This is a genomic window from Sphingobium limneticum (genome assembly GCF_008710165.1).
Classification (GTDB): domain Bacteria; phylum Pseudomonadota; class Alphaproteobacteria; order Sphingomonadales; family Sphingomonadaceae; genus Sphingobium; species Sphingobium limneticum.
Window position 1 is genome coordinate 63,252 of the sequence record NZ_VYQA01000017.1, and the last position, 24,092, is coordinate 87,343.

General features: G+C 64.9%; 27 protein-coding genes and 1 riboswitch. Of the genes, 8 read left to right on the forward strand and 19 right to left on the reverse strand.

Annotation, left to right across the window (positions count from 1 at the left end):
• Positions 1 to 124: 124 nt before the first annotated feature.
• The 3 genes from F4U95_RS19125 to crtY are packed head-to-tail and all read right to left on the reverse strand — an operon-like array spanning position 125 to position 3,371.
• Positions 125 to 706 (reverse strand): LOG family protein, encoded by a 582-nt coding sequence (locus tag F4U95_RS19125; RefSeq protein WP_120250947.1) that lies wholly within the window; start codon positions 704 to 706, stop codon positions 125 to 127.
• A gap of 26 nt (positions 707 to 732) precedes the next feature.
• Positions 733 to 2,226 (reverse strand): phytoene desaturase, encoded by a 1,494-nt coding sequence (locus tag F4U95_RS19130; RefSeq protein WP_150426702.1) that lies wholly within the window; start codon positions 2,224 to 2,226, stop codon positions 733 to 735.
• Positions 2,226 to 3,371, reverse strand: a complete 1,146-nt coding sequence (gene crtY, locus F4U95_RS19135; RefSeq protein WP_150426726.1) for a lycopene beta-cyclase CrtY — start codon at positions 3,369 to 3,371, stop codon at positions 2,226 to 2,228. The genes F4U95_RS19130 and crtY overlap by 1 nt, the downstream gene beginning before the upstream one ends.
• A 65-nt stretch (positions 3,372 to 3,436) precedes the next feature.
• On the opposite strand from crtY, the gene F4U95_RS19140 reads away from it, so the two are divergent.
• A complete protein-coding gene (locus F4U95_RS19140) occupies positions 3,437 to 3,709 on the forward strand; it encodes a metal/formaldehyde-sensitive transcriptional repressor (RefSeq protein WP_120250949.1) in 273 nt (90 codons plus the stop codon).
• Positions 3,706 to 4,737, forward strand: a complete 1,032-nt coding sequence (dmeF, locus tag F4U95_RS19145) for a CDF family Co(II)/Ni(II) efflux transporter DmeF (protein ID WP_150426703.1) — start codon at positions 3,706 to 3,708, stop codon at positions 4,735 to 4,737. The genes F4U95_RS19140 and dmeF overlap by 4 nt, the downstream gene beginning before the upstream one ends.
• A 3-nt stretch (positions 4,738 to 4,740) precedes the next feature.
• Here the strand turns inward: dmeF and F4U95_RS19150 are convergent, their stop codons facing one another.
• The 4 genes from F4U95_RS19150 to F4U95_RS19165 form a co-directional block, all read right to left on the reverse strand.
• Positions 4,741 to 5,331, reverse strand: a complete 591-nt coding sequence (locus tag F4U95_RS19150) for a histidine phosphatase family protein (RefSeq protein ID WP_150426704.1) — start codon at positions 5,329 to 5,331, stop codon at positions 4,741 to 4,743.
• Between the two features lie 10 nt (positions 5,332 to 5,341).
• Entirely contained in the window at positions 5,342 to 6,148 is an 807-nt protein-coding gene (locus F4U95_RS19155; protein ID WP_150426705.1) for a 3-deoxy-manno-octulosonate cytidylyltransferase, read from the reverse strand.
• Positions 6,145 to 7,104 carry a KpsF/GutQ family sugar-phosphate isomerase gene (locus F4U95_RS19160; protein ID WP_150426727.1) on the reverse strand — a complete coding sequence of 320 codons (960 nt, stop codon included), beginning with the start codon at positions 7,102 to 7,104 and terminating at the stop codon, positions 6,145 to 6,147. The genes F4U95_RS19155 and F4U95_RS19160 overlap by 4 nt, the downstream gene beginning before the upstream one ends.
• A 352-nt stretch (positions 7,105 to 7,456) precedes the next feature.
• A complete protein-coding gene (locus tag F4U95_RS19165) occupies positions 7,457 to 8,455 on the reverse strand; it encodes an NAD-dependent epimerase/dehydratase family protein (RefSeq protein WP_150426706.1) in 999 nt (332 codons plus the stop codon).
• Between the two features lie 194 nt (positions 8,456 to 8,649).
• Here F4U95_RS19165 and F4U95_RS19170 point away from each other — a divergent pair, with 194 nt between their 5' ends.
• Both F4U95_RS19170 and F4U95_RS19175 read left to right on the forward strand, forming a co-directional pair.
• Positions 8,650 to 9,783, forward strand: a complete 1,134-nt coding sequence (locus F4U95_RS19170) for a GNAT family N-acetyltransferase (protein WP_150426707.1) — start codon at positions 8,650 to 8,652, stop codon at positions 9,781 to 9,783.
• Complete coding sequence (locus tag F4U95_RS19175; protein ID WP_150426708.1) at positions 9,780 to 10,649, forward strand: cupin-like domain-containing protein; 870 nt, start codon at positions 9,780 to 9,782, stop codon at positions 10,647 to 10,649. Before F4U95_RS19170 ends, F4U95_RS19175 begins: the two co-directional genes overlap by 4 nt.
• On the opposite strand, the gene F4U95_RS19180 is transcribed toward F4U95_RS19175, so the two are convergent.
• From F4U95_RS19180 to bla, 3 genes are read right to left on the reverse strand one after another with little or no spacing between them, the layout of a single operon-like run.
• Positions 10,627 to 11,694 (reverse strand): GNAT family N-acetyltransferase, encoded by a 1,068-nt coding sequence (locus F4U95_RS19180; RefSeq protein WP_150426709.1) that lies wholly within the window; start codon positions 11,692 to 11,694, stop codon positions 10,627 to 10,629. The two genes, F4U95_RS19175 and F4U95_RS19180, sit on opposite strands and share 23 nt — an antisense overlap.
• 39 nt (positions 11,695 to 11,733) lie before the next feature.
• Positions 11,734 to 12,099, reverse strand: coding sequence for an Mpo1-like protein (locus F4U95_RS19185; RefSeq protein WP_120250957.1), 366 nt, complete (start codon positions 12,097 to 12,099; stop codon positions 11,734 to 11,736).
• A gap of 55 nt (positions 12,100 to 12,154) precedes the next feature.
• On the reverse strand, positions 12,155 to 13,210 hold the full coding sequence (gene bla / locus F4U95_RS19190; protein WP_150426710.1) for a class A beta-lactamase: 1,056 nt from the start codon (positions 13,208 to 13,210) through the stop codon (positions 12,155 to 12,157).
• A 109-nt stretch (positions 13,211 to 13,319) separates the two neighbouring features.
• Between bla and ung the strand changes: the two genes are divergently transcribed.
• On the forward strand, positions 13,320 to 14,033 hold the full coding sequence (gene ung / locus F4U95_RS19195) for a uracil-DNA glycosylase (protein ID WP_150426728.1): 714 nt from the start codon (positions 13,320 to 13,322) through the stop codon (positions 14,031 to 14,033).
• A gap of 114 nt (positions 14,034 to 14,147) precedes the next feature.
• Entirely contained in the window at positions 14,148 to 14,498 is a 351-nt protein-coding gene (locus F4U95_RS19200; protein ID WP_150426711.1) for a glycine zipper 2TM domain-containing protein, read from the forward strand.
• A gap of 200 nt (positions 14,499 to 14,698) precedes the next feature.
• On the opposite strand, the gene rpoZ is transcribed toward F4U95_RS19200, so the two are convergent.
• Complete coding sequence (rpoZ, locus tag F4U95_RS19205; RefSeq protein WP_120250960.1) at positions 14,699 to 15,043, reverse strand: DNA-directed RNA polymerase subunit omega; 345 nt, start codon at positions 15,041 to 15,043, stop codon at positions 14,699 to 14,701.
• A gap of 128 nt (positions 15,044 to 15,171) precedes the next feature.
• Here rpoZ and F4U95_RS19210 point away from each other — a divergent pair, with 128 nt between their 5' ends.
• Positions 15,172 to 16,374, forward strand: a complete 1,203-nt coding sequence (locus tag F4U95_RS19210) for a phospholipase D-like domain-containing protein (RefSeq protein WP_211364015.1) — start codon at positions 15,172 to 15,174, stop codon at positions 16,372 to 16,374.
• Positions 16,375 to 16,410: 36 nt separating this feature from the next.
• Here F4U95_RS19210 and F4U95_RS19215 read toward each other — a convergent pair whose 3' ends face one another.
• The 8 genes from F4U95_RS19215 to F4U95_RS19250 all read right to left on the reverse strand — a co-directional run bounded on the left by F4U95_RS19215 (position 16,411) and on the right by F4U95_RS19250 (position 22,978).
• Positions 16,411 to 16,776: a hypothetical protein gene (locus F4U95_RS19215; RefSeq protein ID WP_120252187.1), complete on the reverse strand. Its 366-nt coding sequence runs from the start codon at positions 16,774 to 16,776 to the stop codon at positions 16,411 to 16,413.
• Between the two features lie 171 nt (positions 16,777 to 16,947).
• Positions 16,948 to 17,508 (reverse strand): hypothetical protein, encoded by a 561-nt coding sequence (locus F4U95_RS19220; protein WP_150426713.1) that lies wholly within the window; start codon positions 17,506 to 17,508, stop codon positions 16,948 to 16,950.
• Entirely contained in the window at positions 17,501 to 18,853 is a 1,353-nt protein-coding gene (locus tag F4U95_RS19225; RefSeq protein ID WP_150426714.1) for a sensor histidine kinase, read from the reverse strand. Before F4U95_RS19225 ends, F4U95_RS19220 begins: the two co-directional genes overlap by 8 nt.
• Positions 18,846 to 19,556 (reverse strand): response regulator transcription factor, encoded by a 711-nt coding sequence (locus F4U95_RS19230; RefSeq protein ID WP_150426729.1) that lies wholly within the window; start codon positions 19,554 to 19,556, stop codon positions 18,846 to 18,848. Before F4U95_RS19230 ends, F4U95_RS19225 begins: the two co-directional genes overlap by 8 nt.
• Positions 19,557 to 19,660: 104 nt before the next feature.
• The gene (locus F4U95_RS19235) at positions 19,661 to 20,491 is read right to left on the reverse strand and encodes a sulfite exporter TauE/SafE family protein (protein WP_120252189.1); all 831 of its coding nucleotides are present in this window, start codon (positions 20,489 to 20,491) and stop codon (positions 19,661 to 19,663) included.
• Between the two features lie 312 nt (positions 20,492 to 20,803).
• On the reverse strand, positions 20,804 to 21,919 hold the full coding sequence (gene ald / locus F4U95_RS19240; RefSeq protein WP_150426715.1) for an alanine dehydrogenase: 1,116 nt from the start codon (positions 21,917 to 21,919) through the stop codon (positions 20,804 to 20,806).
• 105 nt (positions 21,920 to 22,024) lie between these two features.
• On the reverse strand, positions 22,025 to 22,741 hold the full coding sequence (locus F4U95_RS19245) for a CbtA family protein (RefSeq protein WP_150426716.1): 717 nt from the start codon (positions 22,739 to 22,741) through the stop codon (positions 22,025 to 22,027).
• A gap of 9 nt (positions 22,742 to 22,750) precedes the next feature.
• Positions 22,751 to 22,978, reverse strand: coding sequence for a CbtB domain-containing protein (locus F4U95_RS19250; protein WP_120252190.1), 228 nt, complete (start codon positions 22,976 to 22,978; stop codon positions 22,751 to 22,753).
• A 198-nt stretch (positions 22,979 to 23,176) separates the two neighbouring features.
• Here F4U95_RS19250 and F4U95_RS19255 point away from each other — a divergent pair, with 198 nt between their 5' ends.
• Entirely contained in the window at positions 23,177 to 23,743 is a 567-nt protein-coding gene (locus F4U95_RS19255) for a histidine phosphatase family protein (RefSeq protein WP_150426717.1), read from the forward strand.
• A gap of 64 nt (positions 23,744 to 23,807) precedes the next feature.
• Positions 23,808 to 24,057, forward strand: a riboswitch (cobalamin riboswitch).
• The last annotated feature ends 35 nt before the right edge of the window (positions 24,058 to 24,092 follow it).

Genomic DNA, 24,092 nt, shown 5'->3' on the forward strand with positions numbered 1-24,092 from the left:
AGCTCCGTTCGTTTCGAGCGTGTCGAGAAACGGATAGCGCTGCGCCAGCGTTTCTCGACCTAGTTTTTCCTGAGCGCCTGCCTTGGCGGGCAGTCGAAGGGCTCGAAACGAACGGATGATATGTTTACAGCCGTGCCGCCTTCATCGCGAAGATCGTCTCATGCGGCTGATAGGCGGCCATGGCGTCGACCAGCCCTTCGATGCTGTCGTCATGGATCAGGATGCCGGCATGCTGGGCGCGGATGAAACCGGCCTCCACCATCTGGCGGTTGAAGCCGATCAGCTGGTCGTAGAAACCCGCGACGTTGAGCAGGCCGACCGGCTTGCTATGATAACCCAGCTGCGCCCAGCTGATCGCTTCCCACAATTCATCCATCGTGCCGACACCGCCCGGCAGAGTCACGAAGCCGTCGGACAGATCGGTGAAGAGCTGCTTGCGCTGATGCATGGTCTGGACGACGTGCAATTCGGTGCAGCCGCGATGCGCGACTTCCGCGCCGACCAGCGCTTCGGGGATCACGCCGATCACCTCGCCGCCCGCCTCCAGCGCCGCATCCGCCACCGCGCCCATCAGGCCCAGCCGCCCGCCGCCATAGACGACGCCGATGCCACGCTCCGCCAGCGTGCGACCGACATGGCGCGCCGCGTCGATATAGGTGAGGTCGGCCGGCGTCGCCGATCCGCAATATACTGCCAGTCTCTTCATTTCGTCCGTCCGTGGGGCCATGCCCCTTATCCTAAATCGTCCAACATCAGCGCCGCGGTCGCCTTGGCGCTGCCCACCACGCCGGGGATGCCAGCGCCGGGATGGGTGCCGGCCCCTACCAGATACAGGTTGGGAATGACATCGTCGCGATTATGCGCACGGAACCAGGCGCTTTGTGTCAGCAACGGCTCCAGACTGAAGGCGCTGCCCATATGTGCGTTGAGATCGCGACTGAAATCGGTCGGCGCATAATGGAAACGGGTGACGATGCGCGAACGAATGTCGGGGATCAGCCGATGCTGAATTTCGTCCAGGATTCGTTCGGCATAGGCATGGCCGAACTGGTCCCAGTCGATCGGCAGCTTGCCCATATGCGGTACGGGAGCGAGCGCATAGAAGGTCGAATAGCCCTCCGGCGCCATCGACGGATCGGTGACGGTCGGATGGTGCAGGTAGAGCGAGAAGTCCTGCGGCAGCACGCCATGATCGTAAATGTCGGTCAGCAAGCCTTCATAGCGCGGCCCGAACAGGATCATGTGATGCGGGATGCCGGGCCAATTGCCCTTGATACCGAAATGCAGCACGAACAGGCTGGGCGACCAGCGTTTTTGCGCCAGCTTCTCGCCCTGCTTCTGGCCGCGCGGGTGGTGGCCGAGCAGGTCGCGATAGCTGTGCATCAGGTCGGCATTGGTGGCGATCGCATCCGCCTCCCCCCGCCAGCCCGAGGCGGTATGCACCGCCGTCGCCTTGTCCCCATAGGTTTCGATTCGCGTGACGGCGTCGCCCAGGCGCAAGGTGCCGCCGAGCCGCTCGAAATGGGTCGCCATCCCTTGAACGAGGCGGTTTGTGCCGCCTTTTGCGAACCAGACGCCGCCATCCTTTTCCAGCTTGTGGATAAGGGCGTAGATGGCGCTGGTGTTCATCGGATTGCCGCCGACCAGCAATGTGTGGAAAGACAGCGCCTCGCGCAGCTTCTCATTCTTCACATGGCTGGCGACGACAGAATAGACCGACCGCCAGGCCTGATATTTGGCCAAGCTGGGCGCCGCCTTGATCATGGAGGCGAAGTCGAGGAAGGCGACCGCGCCGAGCTTGCGATAGCCCTCTTCATACACGCCGGCGGCATAGTCGCAGAAGCGTTCGTAGCCGGCGATGTCGTTCGGATCGAGCTTGGCGATCTCGGCGCGCAGGGCGGCTTCGTCGTTCGAATAATCGAAATTGGTGCCGTCGCGCCAGTTGAGCCGGTAGAAGGGCGACACCGGCATCAAGCTGACGTCCTGCGCCATGTCATGGCCTGACAGGCGCCACAGTTCGGCCAGGCAATCCGGATCGGTGATGACGGTCGGGCCGGCGTCGAAGGTGAAGCCGTCCTTTTCCCACATATAGGCGCGGCCGCCAGGGCGATCGCGCGCCTCGACCAGGGTGGTGTCGATGCCGGCCGATTGCAGCCGGATGGCAAGCGCCAGGCCGCCAAAGCCCGCGCCAATGACGATCGCGCGTCTGGGATTTGGCCTGTTCATCAGGCGGGCGGGTTCCACAATGTTCGCATGGCGTCCCTTATGGGCACGGGCGGCCGTCCGCACAAGATGCGGATGCGATCGGCGATGGTCGACCGACCGGCATAGAAGCGCTGGATCAGCGCGGGGCGCAGGCGGTAGAAGCGCGCGAAGATGCGCCAGCGCTGGTCTGGCCGGGCAGCACCGAACAGCATCTTGCCGAGCAGACGATAATAGCCGCCGCGCCGCCAATGCGCCCTGGCATAGGCGCGGGTCGCGGCAGGGAGGCCATCCAGCGGCTGATCCGCCAGCCAGCGCGCGAATCGCACGGCGTCGGGCAGGGAATAGCCGGTCATCGGCTGGAACAGGCCGGCGCGCACGCCGGCGCGGGCGACGGGATCATCCTTCGGCCAATAACGGTCGAAGTCGCCGCCATGAACGACGGGCAGCACGCCCTGTTCGCGATGGATTACTTCGCCCTGCCAGCCTTTTGCCTGCGCATAGGCGGCGATGCGGGCGTCGATCGTGGCGGTGTCGAGCTGGGGGGCATCGCTATAATAAGTGTCTTCGATGAAGATCGTCCGGTCATCCCAAGGGAGCAGATAGACGAAGCGATAGCCGTCATGCTGATCCACCGTCGCGTCCATGATGACCGGGCGATCGATGCCATGCGGCGCGTCGAGGCGGAGGGCATGGCCGACGAACTTCTGCCAGCCGCAGCGGAGCGTGGACAGATCGCCCGCCCCCCTTGCGTCGATCACGGCCTGCGTCCTGATCTTGCGGCCGTCGGCCAGTTCGACATGGTCGGGAGCGACCGCCGTAACCGTGGCGTGGGTAAGCAATCGTTCGCCCAGCGCACGTTCAAGTGCGACAGCGAGTTGGACAGTATTCACGCTATTATAGGGCGTGGCCAGATCCCGACTATAGCCGGGAAAATCAACATGATGACCCTGCGGCCAGCGATGCGCGACCAGCGGATCGATCAGCCAGCGATCGGCGGGGGCGACGTCGCCGTCGAAGAAGGACCAGACATGGTTTCCGCCGGGGCGCTCCCCCTGTTCGACCAGCAACAGCCGAACCTCCGGGCGCAAGGCGGCAAAGGCAAGCGCGATCAGGCCGCCGGAAAGGCCGCCGCCGATGATCGCCAGGTCGCAGTCGAGTTCGTCCATCATGCCCCCTGTTAGGCGAAGTCGGGGCTAGGCGTCTCTGGAAATATAGTATAGGGGGGTACCCTATGCACATTATCGCGGATCGAGACAAATTGCTGGCGCGGGTACGCCGGATCGCTGGCCAGGTCGCCGCCGTCGAGCGACAGCTGACCGGCGACGCGGGCTGTTCGGAAACATTGCAACTGGTCGCGTCGGTGCGCGGCGCGGTCGGCAGCCTGATGGAAGAACTGATCGAACAGCATATGCGCGAGCATGTTGCCCGGCCGGGCCTGTCGGACGAGGCGCGGACGGCCGCGACCGAGGAAATGCTGGCGTTGATCCGCCGCTACGGGAAATGACGATGCACGATCATGACGACCATTTGCACGGGCACGGACATAGCCATGATCATGGCGACCATAGCCATGATGCGCCGACCACCGCCCGCCCCGCATCCGATGAGGGCGAGGACAGCCATTATTTCGACCATATCTACCTGTCCGCCGGGCATGATCAGAATGCCAAGCGGACCGTGTGGGTCGTATGGCTGACCGCAGCGACCATGGTGGTGGAAATCGCCTTCGGCTGGATCACCGGGTCGATGGCGCTGCTGGCGGACGGCTTTCATATGGCGACCCATGCCGGCGCGCTGGCCGTCGCGGCGGCGGCCTATGGCTATGCCAGGCGCCATGCGCGCAATCCGCGCTACACGTTCGGGACAGGCAAGGTCGGCGATCTGGCCGGCTTCGCCTCCGCCCTGCTGCTACTGGGTACGGCGCTGTTCATCGCCATCGAATCGGGCATGCGCTTTTTTCAGCCGATCCACGTCGCCTTTGGCGAGGCGACCTTGGTGGCGGTTATCGGCCTCATCATCAATATCATCAGCGCCTTCCTGCTGGGGCATGACCATAGCCATGATCATGGGCATGGCGGCCATGATCATGACCACGGGCACGATCATGCGCCTGACCAGAAGCAGGGCCATAGCGACAATAATCTGCGCGCCGCCTATGTGCATGTGCTGACCGATGCGCTGACGTCGGTGCTGGCGATCGGCGCGCTGCTGGCCGGGCGTTATCTGGGCTGGTGGTGGATGGACCCGGCGGTCGGCCTGCTGGGCGCGGTCGTCATCGCCCGTTGGGCCTGGGGCCTGATGAAGGATACCGCCGCTATCCTGCTCGATACTGCCGAGCCGGCGCTGATGGCGCGGGTGCGCGCGTTGGTGGAGGCGGAGGGCGCGACCATCCGCGACCTGCATGTCTGGCGCATCGGGCCGCATGCCCATGCCGCGATCATCAGCCTGGCCCCCGGCGCGGACGGCGCCAGGGTGCGGGCGCGGGTGCGCGCACTGCCTCGCATGGAGCATGTCACGGTGGAGTGCGGTTGAAGATTAGGGGCGTTCGTCCCAACGGACCAGCGTGACCATGCCATCGGGTGCGACGGCCAGTTCGCCGAAGGCGCCGGTGCGCAATTTGAGCGCGCCCAATGGCAGGCCAGCGGCGATCAGGGCGAAACGCGCCGCGCCATTGCTGGTGACGAGCAGGTCGACCCCCGCCCCGCCCTCCGCAAAGAAGACCCGCCAGGCGGCGAGGCGCCGGTCGGCATCGACGATCCAGCCATCCGGCGCGATACCGCGTTCGTCCCAGTCGGCCAGCGCCTGCGCACCGATGCGGGCCAGCACCTCGCTTTCCGGCCTCCCCTCATCCGGGCCGTGGTCGATTTCTCCCAGCCAGTCGAGACTGCCGTCGCGCGCATGACCGGTGGCCGCCGCGATGCGATCGGCCGTTTCGCGGGCGCGTTGCAACGGGCTGGAGAACAGACGGTCGATCGGCAGTCTTTGCTGGGCGAACCAGTCCCCCAGCCGATCGGCCTGGGCGCGCCCGCTTTCCACCAGCGGGATGTCTGTGCGCGCGCCGACGCGGCATGCTTCCGCGCTGCTGGCGAATGTGTTCCCATGACGAATGATGAAGAGGCGGCGCATGGCGGAATGCTCAGAGCGGCGTGGGGTCGCCATGGAGCGCGATCAGCGCCTCGACCCGGCTGATATCCGCCTCCGTATCGATGCCGCTGCTGTCGAAACGCGGCGGATCGACGGCGACGGTCATGACCGGGATGCCGAGTTCGAGCAGACGCAATTGCTCCAGCCCCTCCAGATTTTCCAGCGCGGTCGGCGGGCAGGCCTCGAACCGTTGCAGCGCACCGAGCGCATAGCCATAGAGGCCCACATGCCGCCACACCGGCGAGCGGGGCGTGGTTTCGCGCAGCTTTTCCTCGCCGCGGATGGCGGGGATGATATTTTTGGAAAACCAGAGGGCCTTGCCGTCCGGCGCGCGGGCGCAGGTGGTGCCGCTGAACGGCGAGCGCGTCTTATGGTCGCGCAACGCATCGAGCGCGGGCCAGTCGAGTGCAATCACCGGCGTGGCGACCGACGCGCCCGCCTGCAATGCGGCGATCACGGCCCCCAACGCGCCTTTCGGCTGGAATGGCGAATCGCCCTGAAGGTTGATGACGAAGTCCGGCGTCACCGACTGGACCAGCGCTGCGGCAAGGGCGCGACCCGAGCCGGTGGCGATGGCGCTATCGGTCATCACCGCGTCGCAGCCGACGGCGCGGGCATGATCGGCGATGGCATCGTCATCGGTGGCGACGGTCAGGGCCACGTCGGCGCGATCGCCGATCGCCGCCCGTGCCATGGCGATGGTACGGTGAAGCAGCGTCCGCCCCGCGATCAGGCGGAGCGGCTTGCGCGGCAGGCGGGACGATCCGGCCCGCGCGGGAATGACGACAAGAAGGCTCAGGCAACCCCGGCGTGCAGCAAGTCGTGCATGTGCACGGCGCCGACCAGGCGGCCATTGTCGCAGACGAAGAGCAGCATGATGTTGCGCTCATGCATCAGATGCAGTGCCTCCGAAACCAGTTCGTCCGGCCCCACGGCGAGCGGCGTCATGGTCATGAAGCGTCCGACCGCATCGGTCAGATTTTGTTTGCCGGTGACGGTGCGGCGCAGATCGCCGTCGGTAAAGGCGCCGATCAGGCGGCCATTGCGATCGACGACGGCGGTGCCGCCCAGGCGCGCGCGGGTCATTTCGATGGTGGCGTCCAGCAGCGAGGCATCCTCAGCCACGACCGGCACATCGTCGCCCTTGGCCATCAGTTCGCGCACCTTGAGCAGTTGCGCGCCAAGCTTGCCATTGGGATGGAATTTATAGAAATCGTCCGCCGAAAAACCGCGCATTTCCATCAGCGAAATGGCGAGCGCATCGCCCAGCGCCATCTGAACCGTGGTCGAGGTGGTGGGCGCCAGCGCGTTGGGGCAGGCTTCCTCCACTTCCGGCATCAGCAGCAACATGTCGGCAGCGGTGGCAACCGTGCTTTGCGCCTGCGCCGTGATGGCGACGAGCGGGATGGCGAAGCGCTTGCAATAATGGATGATCGGACCGAGTTCGGTCGATTCGCCGGAATGGGACAACATCAGCACGACGTCGTCCGGCGTGATCATGCCAAGGTCGCCATGCCCCGCATCGGCGGGATGCAGGAAGATGGCAGGCGTACCGGTAGAGGTGAGCGTTGCCGTCATCTTGCGCGAGACGATCCCGCTCTTGCCGATGCCGGTGACGATCACGCGGCCGCGCACCTTCATGATAACGCCGATGACTCGCAGAAATGTGGCAGCGAAATCGCGATCGGCGAATTTGGCCTCCATCGCGTTCAGCCCGGAGGCTGCGATCGCCAGACTGCGACAGGCAGTCTCCACGATGCGGTTGCCCGAACCGAACGGGACTATTTTCGAAGCTGGTGTCGACACGCGTTTGCCCTTTTTTCCGTTTCAACCGACCGGAAGACCCCGTCGGATCCACGGCGACGGACCATCGTGTTCGATGTGCCGTCTTTCCTCGTTCCGCGACCCCTACGCCAGTTCCCCAACTGGCACAGGATGTTGGCTTACGCCGTTTCAGGCACTTATGGCAATATATTTTGCAGGTGCGAAAGAAAATTCGCCAACACTTCACCGAGCAGCGGTAGACGGGCGCAAGATGAAGTGCGCGATCGAAGCGACAAACCGCGGAACCTTTATGCACGCTGCGGGTGTGGTCTTCATGGCGTCATCATGTCGCATGATAATCGCGATACCATTGCACGAATCGCGGAACACCCGAGTCGATCCCCGTGGTCGGCGCAAAACCGATATCCTGCGACAGGGCGCTGATGTCCGCATAGGTGGCATGAACATCGCCCGGCTGCATCGGCTGGAAGTCTATTTCCGCCTTCCGGCCCAGAGCATCTTCCAGAACGGCAATGAGATGCATCAGCTCTTCGGGCTGATTATTGCCGATATTGTAGAGCCGATGCGGCGCGCGGCTGCCGCCGGCCTTGATGGCGCCATCATCGGCAGGAGGATGATCGAGGCAGGCGATGACGCCGCTGACGATATCGTCGATATAGGTGAAGTCGCGCTGCATCCGGCCATGGTTGAACACCGGGATCGGCTCGCCCGCCAATATCTTCTGGGTGAAGATCCACATCGCCATGTCCGGGCGCCCCCAGGGACCATAGACGGTGAAGAAGCGCAGCCCCGTCATGGGGATGCGGAAAAGATGGGCGTAAGTTTCGCTCATCAGTTCGTCGGCGCGCTTGGTCGCGGCATAGAGGGAGACGGGATGGTCGGCGCGATCCTCCACCCGGAAGGGCAGCGTATCATTGCCGCCATAGACGGATGACGATGACGCATAGACCAGATGGCGCACCCGCCGCTCGCGCGCCAGTTCCAGCATGTTCACATGACCGGCCAGGTTGGAACGAACATAGGCATGGGGGTTGATGAGCGAGTAGCGCACACCCGCCTGCGCACCCAGATGCACGATCGCTTCTATCACCTGATCGGCGAGCGCGGCCTGCAGGGCGTTGAGATCGGCGAAGTCCAGTTCGTGGAAGGTGAAGAGCCGACCATGCGCCGCCTGCAACTGGGCGATGCGATCGCGTTTGAGCGATACGGCATAATAGTCGTTCATATTGTCTATGCCGACCACGGCGTGGCCCTGTGCCATGAGGCGGTCGGCGACATGCATGCCGATGAATCCGGCGGCTCCGGTAACTAGGATCGTCATGCATCTTCCTCTCGGCATGGGCCAAGTCATGGTTGGGGCGCATGGCCCCGGCCCCGTCTCGACCCATCCCTCTCGACCAATCTGCGTCGGCTTGTAAACCCCCTTCCACCGGCCGCATGATATGACCGATATGCGGGCGACAGGCTTTCCGGCATCTTTACCGCACCCTAATCTTTGTCGCCTATGGCAGGGCCATGGACATGGCTTCCCATCCCACGCTGCCGACGACCGGTTCCGGCGCCGATCAGGGCCAGCGCGCGCATTGGCTCTCCCTCGCGCTGGAGGCGGCAGAGGCCAACGGTTTTTACGCGCCCGACATGCTGGGCGCGGCGATCGACCATCTGGCCGCCGGGCAGGATGTGCGCCTGATCGAAGCGTATGACGGCGACCGCCTCATCGGGCTGCTGCCGGTAGTGCGCAAAACCCGCCATGGGCGGCTGCCGATCGGCTGCGTCGGCAACTGGATGCACGACCATTGCTTTTTCGGTGCGCCCATCATCCGGCAGGGTGACGAGATCGCGGCGTGGCGCGGTTTTCTGGCGCAGCTGGACGCGGCGCCCTGGGCCGGTGGCTTCCTGCATCTGGAAGGACTGGACGCGGCCGGCGCCAATGCCGCCGCGCTGGAGGCGCTGTGCGTCGAGCAGCGGCGCGGGCGCGTGGAAATTCATCGGTACGACCGGGCAATGCTGCGGTCCGAATTGAGCGCGGACGCCTATTGGGAGGCCCATGTCCGGTCCAAGAAGCGCAAGGAATTGCGGCGCCTGCAAAAAAGGCTGGCGGAACTGGGCGCGGTCGACACGCGGCTGCTGAGCGCGCGGGACGATCTGGCATTGTGGTGCGACGATTTCCTGGCGCTGGAAGCATCGGGATGGAAAGGACAGGAAGGCACGGCATTGGGGTGCAAGCCAGCCGATGCCGCCTTCTTCCGGGCGGCCTGCGTTGCCGCTTTCGACGCCGGGCGGCTGCATATGCTGCGCATCGACCTGGACGGGCGAGCGATCGCGATGCTGGTCAATTTCCGCCATGGCGAGGGCGCCTTCTCCTTCAAGATCGCCTTTGACGAAGCGCTGGGCCGCTTTTCGCCGGGCGTGCTGATCGAGATCGCCAACCTTCATGCGGTGCAGGACGATCCGACGATCGGCTGGATGGACAGTTGTGCCGCCGCCGACCATCCGATGATCGACAGCCTGTGGGCCGAACGGCGGACCATCGTACAATATCGTATCGCGCTGCACGGCAGCGGCATGGCACGGATGCAGCGCAGCGCCGCCTTCGCCATCGCCAATGGCGTCGAGGCACTCGCCCGAAGATTGAAAGGACAGGCATGACCGCCCACAGCCCGATCGCGCCGGCCGCCGGCGCCACCTTCCCCGACGCGGCGCGCACGGCCTTTGCCGCTGCCTATCCCGACCAGTCGGCCAAGCTGAACCATGGGCTGTTCGGCCATGGCCTGCTGACGCTGGACGCGCTGGCGACGCTGGCCGAACGCATGCCGGCGACGTCGGTGGAATATAATCTGGGCAAGCTGCCGCTGGGCGTGACCGCCGAAGATACGCCGTCCAACGGGCTGACGCTGGGCGAAACGATCCGCACGATCGAGACGAACGGCAGCTGGGCTGTGCTCAAGAATGTCGAGCGCGACCCGGCCTATGCCGCGCTGCTGGACGATGCGCTGGCGGAGCTGGAACCGATCGTGGCGGGCAAGACCGGGCCGATGCTGCACCGCGAGGCGTTCATCTTCCTCTCTTCCCCCGGCAGCGTGACGCCGTTCCATATGGACCCGGAGCATAATATCCTGCTCCAGATCATGGGCGTGAAGACGATGACCGTCTTCCCCGCGCGCGACGAGCATCTGGTCCCGGCGCAGAAGAGCGAGGATTTCCACGGGGGCGGGCATCGCAACCTGATCTGGCAGGATGGGTTCAAGGCGCGCGGCAAGGCGGTGCGGCTGGAACCGGGTGACGCCATCCATGTGCCGGTGAAGGCGCCCCATTTCGTGGAAAATGGCCCTACCGTGTCGGTCAGCCTGTCGGTGACATGGCGGTCGGAACGCAGCGTGGCGGAGGGCGAACTGCACAGTTTCAACGCGCTGCTGCGCAAGCGTCGCCTGCCGGTGGGCAAGGTCAGCGCCCAGCCCGAGACGCAGGGCATTCGCCGGCTGGTCTATCGCATCATGCGGAAGCTGGGCGCCTGAGCAGACGGCGCAGCAGCGCTTCGGCTTCGAGGCGCGGACTGAACCGTTCCAGCACCCACCATTCGAGCCTTTCCTCGCAGGTGGCGAGGCTCTGCTTGTAGCGATCCTTGCCCGCGAGCAGCGAATAGCGGCTGAGGTCACGGGCAGCATAATGGCCCACTGCCGCGGCATGGCATAGCAGGCCCGGCTTGTCCTTGGCCGTGCGGGGAGGGGCGAAGGCGGACTGATAGTTCATCGCCGCGCTGCGATGGACGAAATTGACGAGCAGGCCGACCACGCCGCCGGCGTCGGTAAAGCGCAGCAGTTCCACCGCACCCGAAGGCAGGCCGCGCGCGGCGATGGTGGCGACGAAGCTGCGGAAACCGGTATCGTCCCAGGCATTATCGGCATGACGCCCACCATTGAGCGCCGCCATTTCGTCCAGCCAGGGACCGACATCGTCCAGCCCGCCGACGCTGACATCGGGGAGCGGGCCGCCATGATCCTTCATCGCTCGCCTGATCTGGCTGCGGGTATTGCTGCTGAGTAGCGAGAGATAGTCGCCATCGGCGGCGCGCACGGCGTCGAGATCGACCTGGTAGACGGGCGACTGGTCGATGCGGGTGCGGCGGCGGGCCGGAAGGGCGAGGAGCGGCGAATCCGGCGCGATGCCGCTCAATCGCAGCGCGCGCCAATCGCGGCGGCGGGCGAAGGCGGCGAGGGCAGCGGCGGTCGCTTCCCCCTTCCGCCCCTTTTCCATCAGCAAGCCATTATATTCGACATAGGGACGGTCGGCCTGTGGATCGCCGGACTGGTTGAGGCTGAGCGTCGCGACCCGTCCAAGCGGGCGCGGCTGCATGGCATGGCCCACCAGCGCCAGCGCGACGTCCGATCCCGCTGCGTCGGTGATGGCGAGAAGGTCGGGCCGGACCCCATAGCTGTCGAGCCAGGCCGAAACCCATGTCCATCCCAGGAAAAAGCTGCCGTCCGACCGCGCCTCCAGCGCCTGCCAGCGTTGCGCCAGGGTCGCCCGGTCGGGCTGCGAGAAGGTGGCGGACAAGGTCATCGCGCCTCTTGTGGCAGAGCGCGGTGGCGGGTCAAGCCATCAGGCGGACAAGCGCCTTGCAGGATCGACCGTGCCGTCCGGACGCACCCCGGCGCGCGCCAGATCGCGGCCCATGCGGCCGGTGAGGAAGCGATACCACATCACGAAATCGGCCCGCAGCGACCAGAGCGGATAGCGGAAGGTCGCGGGTCGATTGCGCTCGATCAAGCCATGGCCGGCCCAGGCGAAGCCATAGCCCGCCAGCGGCACCGCCGCCGCCATCCACCAACCGCCGGCAAAGGGCAGGCTGGCGAGCAGTCCCACGACCAGGCTGGTGCCCGCATAATGGAGTGCGCGCGTGCCCGGCCGGGCATGTTCCTGCAAATAATAGGGCCAAAAATCGCGGAAACGGGTGATGCGGGTCATGCTTGCCTCTCTGGCATCCTCTCCGACGCCAGCATAACGGGCAAATTGATCTGTGTTAACCGTTATGCGCCAGGCCATGCGCCCGGTCGGGAGCGTAGAGGAAATAATCATAGGCGGCGCGCGACGCCTCCGCGATGATCCGGTCGCGCGACACATGGCCCTTGCTGTCCTTCATGACGAAGACGACGACGGCGAAGCGGCGGCCGTCGGGCAGACGGACGATGCCGACATCATTACCGGTGCCGTTGAGCGAGCCGGTCTTGTGCGCGACCGCCGTGCCGGGCGGCAACATGCCGACGATCCGCGCCTTGCCGGTTTCGCAATGGGCCATGATGGTGAAGAGCCGCTGGGTGCTGGCCGCCGACAAGGCCCGGCCTGATTCATAGGCGGTGATGAGGTCCAGCATCGCCGTGGGCGTAGCGGTATCCTGCGGCTCCATCGCGAAGGCCAGGTTGGGCAGGTCGCGGATATCGCGGGTGACCAATATGGGATTGGCCCGGCGCGCCGCGTCGGCGTTTTGACGGAAGCTGCCAGACTGCGGGTTGATGCCCATGGCGCGATAGAGAAGATGCGCGGTGTCGCTGTCGACGCGCAGGCCGGTGACGCCCAGCTTCGTTACGAAGGCGGTGATCGCCTGCGGCCCGCCGGCGCGCGCCACCAGCACATCGGTCGCATTATTGTCGCTCTTTTGCAGCATCAATTCCAGCAGCCGGTCGACCGAAAGGGTCGCGCCGGGGCGGTTGAACATCCAGGCGATGCCGCCTTCGCTCGCCAGCGCGGGATCGAGCGCCAGTTGATCGTCCAGCCGCACTTCGCCGGCGTCCACCAGCGCGAAGATGCGGCCGGCCACCGCGACCTTGTAAGCGCTGGCCATCGGGAAGAGCGTGTCGCCGTTCAGCGCCTGCGTCTCGCCCGTCTGAAGGTCGCGCACCGCAACGCCGACCGTCCCGTCGGACAAAGTGGAGAAGCGGGTGAATTCGGCGAGCAGCTTGGCCTCCGCCGTCTGCTGGACCAGCGACTTGGGCGGCGGGCCGAAAGCGTCGGCACTGGGCAGGGGCGCGGAGAACAGGCCAAGGGCGGCCAGCAGGCTGATCGAACGGTGGAGTGGCATGATTATCCTGTTACGGATCGCCGCGCGCGAGGCAAGAGCCTTTACCGCGATGGGCGCCAGCAAATGCGCCCGGTTGACAGGGCTTTGCGCCGCGCGCCATCTGGCGGGCATGAGCGATACCATCAAGCTGGACGAAAGCTGGCGCGCGCCGCTGGCCGAACAATTTGCCGCCCCGCATATGCAGGGCCTCAAAAACTTTCTTCAGGCCGAAAAGGCGGCGGGGAAACGCATCTTCCCCAAGGGCAACGAATATTTTCGTGCGCTGGACCTGACGCCGCTGGACCAGGTCAAGGTGGTGATATTGGGGCAAGACCCCTATCATGGTGAGGGGCAGGCGCATGGGCTTTGCTTTTCGGTGCAGCCGGGCGTCCGCACGCCGCCGTCCTTGGTCAACATCTACAAGGAGATGGAGTCGGACTTGGGCATCCTGCGCGCGCGCCACGGCTTTCTGGAACATTGGGCGAAGCAGGGCGTGCTGCTGCTGAACAGCGTGCTGACGGTCGAGATGAGCCGCGCCGCATCGCATCAGGGCAAGGGCTGGGAATTGTTCACCGACGCCATCGTCCGCCTCGTCGCACAGAAAGAAGAGCCGGTCGTCTTCCTTTTGTGGGGCGCCCATGCCCAGCGCAAGGCCAGCTTCGTCGATCAAAGCCGCCATCTGGTGATCAAGTCCGCCCACCCCTCTCCCCTGTCCGCACATAATGGTTTTCTGGGATCGCGGCCTTTTTCCAAGGCCAATGCATTTCTGGAAGCCAATGGGCGCGGCGCGATCGACTGGGCGCTGCCGGAACTGGACGTCGTGCAGCCGGACCTGTCGCTATAGGCCCTGAGCGCCTCTAGCTGAACGGCGGATAACAGGCCGGTTCAGGATCGCAACATGGTGCGCATGGCATAACCCGAATCACAGTTAGAGATTACAGGTTCGAGGAGAAGCACCATGTTCATTCGTAAAGCCATCATGGCCACCGCCCTGGCCGCTGCCACCATGACCGCCGTCGTGCCGTCGGCATCCTTTGCGCGCGATCATGACCGTCGCGGTTATCATCGCGATTATCGCGGCGATCATTATCGTGGCGATCGCTATGCCGACCGCCGCGACTATCGCGACGACCGCCGCTATCGCTGCCGCAAGTCGGGCGGCACGACCGGCCTGCTGGTCGGTGGTGTAGCCGGCGCCCTGCTGGGCCGGGCGGTCGATACGCGGGGCGACCGCGCACCGGGCACGATCATCGGCGCTGGCGCTGGCGCACTGGCCGGCCGCGCGATCGACCGTAACGGCAGCTGCTAAGCGCCTTTGACGTCGGCCGATACGGTTGACGGCGCGAACAATGGAGCATGGTCCGATTCAAGTCGGATCATGCTCCAGGAGCGAAACGAATAAAGGCGCGGAGGATATCCTCCGCGCCTTTTCCTTCTCCTTGAGAAGGTCGAGGCCCGGTCCCGCTTGCGCGGGCCGAGCCTCTTTCCCTCTCCAAACTTGTCGCGCGATCAGCCGTCGTAATCGCCGCCGATATTCTGGTTGCGCGGCGGCGCAGCGGCGGTGAGGCGCAGAGCCTCCGCCGACTGGGCGATCGAGCCGATCTCATCGGGCGTATCGTCATCGTCGATCTGCACCTTCTGCAGCGACGCGACGACCGAATCATGCAGATCGTCGGGCAATACGGTTTCTTCGGCGATTTCGCGCAGGGCGACGACCGGATTCTTGTCACGGTCGCGGTCGAGCGTCAGCTCTGCACCACCGGAAATTTCGCGCGCACGCTGGGCGGCGAGAAGGACGAGGTCAAAACGGTTGGTAACCTTGTCGACGCAATCTTCGACTGTAACGCGGGCCAAACAGGGCCTCCTGCAAACAAGGAATGGAAAAATCCTGAACCGGTCGCCTAGCAGCCCCCCTCCCCAGAGTCAATGAAAAGGCCATAAAGCCATGGCGGCGCAGGGTTAAAATGGGCATGAAGGCAAATATGGCAACGATCGAGCCCGCCCCCGCCTGCGTCAATGCGGACGATATCCGCCTCTCCTTGCAGGACAATCATCTGCGCCTGATCGCGGACGGAGCGGCGCTGCGCGACACGCTGATCGCCCTGATCGACGGGGCGCACCGCAGCCTGAAACTCTATTATTATATCTTTGCCGGCGACGGCAGCGGGACGTTGGTGCGCGATGCGCTGATCGCGGCCCGCGGACGCGGCGTGGCGGTGACGCTGATGGTCGACGGTTTCGGATCATCGCATACGCCCGACAGCTTCTTTGCGCCGCTGATCGAGGCGGGCGCGCATTTTGCACGATTCGGGACCGGCCGCACCACCCGCTACCTGATCCGCAACCATCAGAAGATGGCGATCGCCGACGACAGACGACTCATGATCGGCGGCTTCAATGTCGAGGATGGCTATTTCGGCATCCCGGCGGAGGATTGCTGGCGCGATGTCGGCCTGCTGATCGAAGGCGATCAGGTGGAGGCGATGACGCGATGGTATGGCCAGCTCTGGCGCTGGACGGCGACACGCAAACATCGTTTTCGCACGCTGCGGCACATGGTACGGCAATGGCATCCCTCGCTGCATCATCACCCGGCAGACCCGTTCCGCTGGCTGATCGGCGGGCCGACCCGACGCCTCAGCCCCTGGGCGCAGGTGGTGAAACATGATCTGGAACAGGCGAGCCGGGTCGATATGATCGCCGCCTATTTCTCGCCGGGGCGCGGCATGCTGAAACGCATCGCGCGCGCGGCACAGCGTAAGGGCGCGCGCCTGATCCTGCCGGCAAAATCGGACAATGGCGCCACCGTCGCCGCCGCCCGATTGCTCTATGGGCCGCTGCTGAAGCGCGGCGTGGAGATTTACGAATATCAGCCCTGCAAGCTGCACATGAAGCTGATCGTCATCGACGATGCGGTCTATGTGGGGTCGGCGAATTTCGACATGCGCAGCCTGTTCATCAATCTGGAGGTGATGCTGCGGATCGAGGATGCCGGCTTTGCCGCGCAGGTGCGCGACTTCATCGGGCAGGAGGCCGGGGCGAGCCGGCGCATCGATTTGGAAGCCTATCGATCGGGGCGCAGTGGCCTTACGCTGCTGAAACAGTGGATCAGCTATCTGCTGGTGGGGGTTTTGGATTATACGGTGACGCGTCGACTGAATTTCCGCGATCCGGACTCGGATTGAAGGAGCAGGCCGCGCCCGCCCCTCCCATCGCCAAATTTAGCGTCCGTTGTCGGTCAGGACACGCACTTCGCCGACCGGATAGCCTTTTTCGGCCATTTCCTTGGCATAATCGCCGCGCGCATCGGCCAGTTCGGCGCGATATTCCTCCCAGGCGTCGCGATTATCCTCCGCATCGGAAGAGCCGCGCAGATCCTTGGTCAATTCCTTGCGCGCTTCGGCCAGGTCGGTCTGATAATTGAACCAATAGTCATTTTCGACCCCGGCGATCGGGGCCTGATAGACGAGCTGGGTTTCCACCTGCGCCAGCTGTTCTTCATAGCTGACCGGCCCTTCCTGCGCGACGGCAGCGGCAGGGACCATGGCTAGCAGGGCGGCGGCGGCGAGAATTTTCGAACGAGTCATGGGTTCTTCTCCTCTTTCGATCTGAACCATGACCAGCACAACGCACCACCAGCGGTACTTTACGCCTGAACGGATGTGCAGAATGGATGAAGCGAGAGGCGAAGACGATGGAGCGTAGCGCGAAAATCGCCCCTTTATCGCGATTTTCCGCCTGATATCAGCGCAATATGGTCAGCGAACGACCAGATAGAAGGCGGCCGGCACCGCGCCGCCATTTTCGATGACGATGTCATAGCGGTCGGTAAAAAGCGGCAGCCAGATACAGTCGGCCTGCACGCCCCCGATCGGCTTGGCGCAGAGCGTATTGCCGTCCGCCCCCTGCACCCGCATCGACAGATTGGCGGCCCCACGCGCCGGTGCGACCGAAATCTGAGCCCGTTGCCCCGCAAGGAAAAGCTGGCGCACGGTCATGCTGCCCCCCGCGCCGAGCGAGCCGTGGCGATAGGCCGGTCCCAGCGCACGACCACGAAAGCCCAGCCCCGAATCCGTGACGCCATGATCATGGGCCTCCTGCGTCCATTGGGTGGCCAGATCGGCCTGCCCATCGGCCGGCTTCGCGCCAAGCGCCGTCAATATCTGCGCGGTGTCGAGCAATGCACCATGGTTGCCCATGCCCTCGGCCGCGTCGCCCTCCAACAGCGTGCGCAACACCGGATCGGACGGCGACAGGTCCGCGGCCGGCGCCGCGGGGCCGGCCATCATCAGCAATCCGGGTAGCAGCAGCTTAATCATCGCGAACCTCCGGCTGGAGCACGAAGCGCGCACCGGGCGCTGCGTCCTCCACATGCAGCGACAATTCATGCCGCTCCGCGATCGCCCTGGCGAGCGCGAGGCCCAGGCCATGCCCACCGCCCCGCGCGCCGTCAAGGCGGACATAGCGTTCGAATATCCGTTCCCGGTCGGCCGCAGGGATACCCGGCCCATTATCCTGCACCACGATGCGCGGCCCCGGCGCCAGTTCCAGGACGACCGACCCGCCGCTCGGCACATATTTGAAGGCATTGTCGAGCAGGTTGGACATGAGGCGCGTCATCTGCATCGGGTCGGCGCGGCTGCGCACGCATGGCGCGATCCGCGCATGGAAACCGATGCCCAGATCCTCCGCGCTGGCGCCATAAAGGTCGGCCAGGCTTTCGGCGATGTCGCTCAGATCCACTTCGGCCAGGCCGCGCGGATCGCCGCGCATCGCCTGCGTGCCTGCAATATCGAGCAACGAATCGAGCAGGCGCACGACGCCGCGAATTTCCCCGCGCGACTGGTCGAGCGTCCGCAACAAAGACAGATCCTGCGTGCTTTCCATCGCCTTGAGGATGCGGGTGTCGAGATGCATCAGCGGCGTTCGGATTTCATGCGCGGTCTGGTCCGACACGGCGCGCTGCGCCTCCACCAGCCGCTCGACCTGATCGAGCATGTCGTTGGTGTTGGCGGCCAGTTCCGCCAGTTCGTCATTGGTCCCGGCGCCCGGCGCGCGGGCAGCGATGCGTCCGGCGCGCACGGCGGCGAAGGTGGCATTGACCACCTCCACCCGCGCGCGCAGGCGGCGGGCGGCAAAATGGCCCGCCACCAGGCTGAGCAACGCGATGCCCGCCCCGGCCACGGCAAAGGCGGTAGCAAGGCGACCAAGCAGCGCCTGCCCCCGATAGCTGCTGCGCCCCACCAGCAGGCGGGCGCCGGTCCCCAATTGGGTGGCACGGGCGAACATGCGGTCGCCGTCCGGCAGGGTGATATAGCGCGCCTCCGACACTTCGGATGCGATGACCGGCCAGCGATCGAGATTGCCGGCCAGGCGGCGGCCAGCCGGATCGGTCAACAGATACCAGCTACGTTCGCCATCTTCCCGATTCATGGCTAGGCGATCGGCGATACGTTCCCGCAATTCGGCCACGTCGCTGCTGAGATAGATATCGGCGAGGCCGGCCAGATCGGTATCGACTTCGCGGGCCAGCATCCCCCGGCCGTCGTCATCGACGATCTTCTGCACCACCAGGAACAGTGCCAGCGTGGAGAGCAGGCTGACCAGCAGCGCCGAAAGCGTGACCCGCCCGAAAACCGAGCGGAACAGATCGGGTCTAGGCAAGGCCCGGTCCCGTCGCCGCGATCAACCGATATCCGGTGCCCCAGACGGTTTCCAGCACCGGGCCGTCGAACCCGTCCTCCAGCTTGCGGCGCAGGCGACCGACATTGACGTCGACCACGTTGGTCTGGGGATCGAAGCTGAGTTTCCACACCTGACGCAGCAGCATCTCGCGCGTCACCACTTCGCCGGCATGTTCCATCAGATAACGGAACAGTTCGAATTCCTTGGGCGAGAGCGGCAGATGCTTGCCCTGCCGAAAGGCGGTCCGCGCCTTCACATGGCATTCCAGGTCGCCGAACAGCAGCACCGGTTCATGGCTGCGCCGACTGGCCCGGCGCCACAGCGCGCGGACGCGGGCGACCAGTTCGTCCGGCTCGAACGGCTTGGCGAGATAGTCGTCGACGCCGCTTTCCAGCCCTTCGACCCGATGTTCGCTGCGGCCCAGCGCGGACAGCATCAGCACGGGCGCGCCGACGCCCGCGACGCGCAGGCGGGTGACGATGTCGATACCGGACAAATGGGGCAACATACGGTCGAGGATGATGACGTCGTGGCTGCCACCGCCGGCGCGATTGAGGCCGGTGGCGCCGTCGATCGCCTGTTCCACCACCATGCCGGCGCTGCTCAATATGGTGGCGATGTTGGCGCGTGCCGCCTCGTCATCTTCCACCAGCAATACAGAAATTGCGTCCGCCTGCGCCATCATGGTCCCCCCGCTCGCAGATAACGCGAAAGGCCGCCAGTGACAAAGCCTGTTAAAGCATGTCGCCGGCGGCCTTTCAAAAACCGTCCAATTCCGGGGCTATATCAACCGTGCAGAGCGCCCCGGAACATGATGACCGAGATGATGATCAAATAGACGCCGAAGATCTTCTTCAGCGGGCCGGCCGGCAGGCTGTGCGCGGCGGCGACGCCCAGCGGTGCGGTCAGCATCGACATGGAGGCGATGGCGAGCGTGGCGGGCACGTTGATGTAGCCGAGCGATCCCCAGGGCAGGCCGCCTTCCTTGAAGCCGATGATGGCAAAGCCGATCGTGGTCGGAATGGCGATCAGCGTGCCGATGCCCGACGCCGTCGCAATGGCGCGGTGGATGGTGCGACCGCACAGCGTCATCACCATGATCGCGATCACGCCGCCGCCGATACCGAGCAGCGAGGAGAAGGTGCCAAGGCCGCCGGCGATGCCCATGCGTACGATGCCCGATGGCATGGTGTCGCTGACCACCTTGCCGCTGACGCTGGGCAGGAGGAAGTTGAGGGACATGAGGCCGACGCCGGTGGCGAAGATCATCTTGAGCGTATTGCCGTCGACATGGCCGGCGAGCATCACGCCCACACCGCAACCCAGCACGATCCAGGGCGCCCAGGTCTTGAGCACTTCGAACTCCACCGCGCCGCGCTTGGCATGGGCCAGCAGCGAGCGGATGGAGGTGACGATGATGGTCGCGGCAGACGTGCCGATGGCGACATGGGCGATGGCATCATGCGTGCCGCCCAGCAGCGGCAGCACGACCAGCAGCGCAGGCACCACGACGAAGCCGCCACCGATGCCGAAAATGCCGGCGGCAAAACCCGCCACCAGCCCGGCGGCCAGCATCGAAACGAGCGGAATGAGCCAGATCATGACGTCGCCCTGCATCACCGCGTCCCCTTCTGCCCAGTGCGGCCAGCGCGCATGTTGCTGCGTTCGCCTTTGCGGATCAAGGCGGCGAAAGTAGGGAAATCGACCATGATGTTAGACCATGCCTCTCTTCGGCGAAATCAAGCTGCATGGGGGGCATGTCGTCATGTCCCCCTGCCCCGCTCAACGAACGACGGGCGGTAACCCGCAAGCCCCTCTTCCAAAGTATGACGCATGGGAGAAACAAAATCGCGACGGCGACCTATGAGAAAAACGGCATCGCACCGCAGATGAGCATGATGCCGATCATGATATGGCGGATGACATGGGTCAGTTCAGCGCCTCTTCCGCCGCGGTATAGGGCAGGTTCAGATCGTCGGCCACGGCCCGGTAGGTGACCTTGCCGTCCCAGATATTGAGGCCCGCGCGCAGATGGGGATCATGGCGCAGCGCCGTCTTCCAGCCCTGCTCGGCGATCCGCAGCGCATGGGGCAAGGTCACATTGTTGAGTGCATAGGTGCTGGTCCGCGCGACCGCGCCCGGCATGTTGGCGACGCAATAATGGACGACGCCATCGACGATATAGGTCGGTTCGGCATGGGTCGTGGCGTGGCTGGTTTCGAAACAGCCGCCCTGGTCGATCGCGACGTCGACCAGCACGGCGCCCTTCTTCATCGTCTGAAGCATGGCCGCACTGACCAGTTTGGGCGCGGCCGCACCGGGGATCAGCACCGCGCCGACGACCAGATCCGCGTCGGCCACACATTCGGCCAGATTGGCGCGATTGGAGAAACGGGTCTTGGCCCGTGCCTCGAAATACATGCCGAGCTTTTCGAGCACTTCGGGACTGCGGTCGAGAATGGTGACGTCGGCGCCCAGGCCCACTGCCATCTGTGCCGCATTGAAGCCGACCACGCCGCCGCCGATCACCACCACCTTGGCCGGCAACACGCCCGGCACGCCGCCCAGCAGCACGCCACGCCCGCCATGCGCCTTTTCCAGCGCGGTCGCGCCCGCCTGAATCGCCATGCGGCCCGCGACCTGGCTCATCGGTTTCAGCAGCGGCAGACCGCCATGGCCGTCGGTCACGGTTTCATAAGCGATGCAGGTGGCGCCCGATGCGATCAGGTCGCGCGTCTGTTCAGGGTCCGGCGCCAGATGAAGATAGGTGTAGAGGATCTGACCGGGGCGGAGCATCGCGCGCTCCTGCGACTGCGGCTCCTTCACCTTCACGATCATTTCGGCCGTCGCGAAGATGGCGGCGGCGGTCGCGACGATTTCCGCACCGGCGCGTTCATAAAGCGCGTCGCTGGCGCCGATCCCTTCACCCGCGCCGCTTTCCACCAGCACGCGATGGCCATGTGCGGTCAGTTCATGCACGCTTTCGGGTGTCAAGCCGACCCGATATTCGTGATTCTTGATTTCCTTGACGGTGCCTACGATCATCCGGCCTCTCCAAATTCGGGGCGCGTGGTCGACCCGCCCCATCATGAACGGATGATAGCGCAGGCCGGGCCGCGAATGTTCCCCGATCTTGTCGGTCAGACGAGACTATGCGCGTCGCAGGACAGGTTCCGCCCACAGGCCAAAGGCGATGCCGATCGTGCCCCACAGGACGGCCTGACTGGCGATCGATGCGATCCGGAAATTCCAGAGCAGGGTCGCCGGGAAATCGGCCGGCACTTCATTGATGACGGGCAGCAGATATTGGCCGACGCCCACCACCAGTGCGAAAGCGCCGACGGCCAGCAAGGTCGCGTCGATCGGGCGCAGCGAGCGCAGCAGCGCGGTGCGGACATGGGCCGCGATCACCGCCGCGGCGATCGACAGGCCGATCATCATGAAATAGGCGGCGGTGCGGATGCCCACCGTTTCATGCTGGCCCACGGCCGGCGGCGTCTGGGGATATTTGATCCCCGGCACGATGACGATCAGCAGGAAGGCAAGCCCGGCCAGCAGCAACGCGAAGCTGCGTGGCCCAATCCGACCGAACCGGCCATAGCCATAGGCGAAGACCAGCGAGAAGATGCCGCCGACCGCCGCGCCATAGAGGGCCAGCGCCGTGAACAGCCCGGCGCCCTTCTGCGTATCGCGGCTGACCAGTTCCGGCTCTTCGGCTGCGGCCGGCGCATGGTGCGCGGCATGCGACGCCTCATAGCCGATGGCGAGGTCGATCTGCGGTTCGGCGATCACGCGCGCGACCAGCGTGGCGAGCAGCGCCGCCAGGATGCCGGCCAGCATCCCGCGCCACAATAATGTACGGGTCACGGCCGGGCGTCAGTGACAGGGAAAGCCGAGGAGATGGCGGCCGTCATGCACATATTCATGCACATACATGCCGTCGAACAGCGCAAAGGCACCCTGTTCGGTGCTGACGAAATAGAGGAAGATGAGCGCGATCAGCGTGCCCAGCACGGCCCAGGGCGCGATATCCGCAACCGGGATGGTGGCATCGCCGCGAACGGGGATGAACGGATCGTCGAACAGAGCGGCGGTGTTCGCCATGGCCTGATACTCCTGCACGGGATTGCGCGTCCCCGGAAAATAATGTCGCGGTTCGGAAGGAAGGTCTGGCTCTCGACGTCGGCTATGGACGGCGATAACAGTGGCGCGACCGCGCCGGAATTGCACCGGCTTCTTCTTTCTGAACGACCCGTGCTTTAGGCTGAGCGTAGGGACGCCGTCAATCATCTGCTGGAGGCCATGCTGACGACATCGTTGCTGCTGCTTTGCGCCGGGCCGACGCGCGCCAGCCGACAGGGCGGCTTTCCTGCCATTGATGAGGCGCTGGACGAGGGCGGCCAGCGCGATGCCGCTGCGCTGGTCCTGCCGGTTCGTTTCCGGGACGCGGTACAATCGAGCCCCACCTTGTCGGCGATCGAAACGGCGCAGGCCATGGGCGTCACGCCCCTGCCCCAGCCGGCATTGCGCGACATCGATCACGGCCGATGGGCCGGGCACGACTTTGCGACGATCGCGACAGAGGAACCCGAAGCGCTGGCACAATGGCTGGCCGATCCGGCGCGAGGCGGCCCGGATGGCGAAAGCCTGCACGCCTGTCAGTTGCGGGTCGGTGGCTGGCTCGATGCCCTCGCCGCGACTGGTGCGTCCATCTGTGCCCTGACCCATCCGATGCCGATCCGTGCCGCGATCGCCCATGCGCTCGCCATGCCGCTGCGCGCCAGCCTGTCCATCGACATCGCGCCTCTGTCGCGCACCACCCTGTCCTTCAACGGTCGCTGGCGGCTCCAGTCGCTGGAGCCGGGCTGAAAAGAGTTGCGGACCTTCATTGCCGCCTCTATCCGCATATCCGCCCATGCGTCTTGCGACATATGGGTGAATAGATCGCGCCGGTGCCTCGCAAGAGGCTTAAAATGGGAACGCGGTGCGGGCGGCGACACGCGGCCCTAATCCGAGGCTGTCCCTGCAACTGTAAGTGGCGAGCGCGATACACAGATGCGACGGGGCAAGGCGCCCCGTGCCGCAGCCACTGGGCCGGACGCTGCAACATGCGAGGCCTGGGAAGGCCGTGTATCAAGCGATGACCCATGAGCCAGGAGACCTGCCGGCGTCTGGTCGCTCTTGCTTTGGTCCAGGGGATGGCCGGGGCACGGTCCAA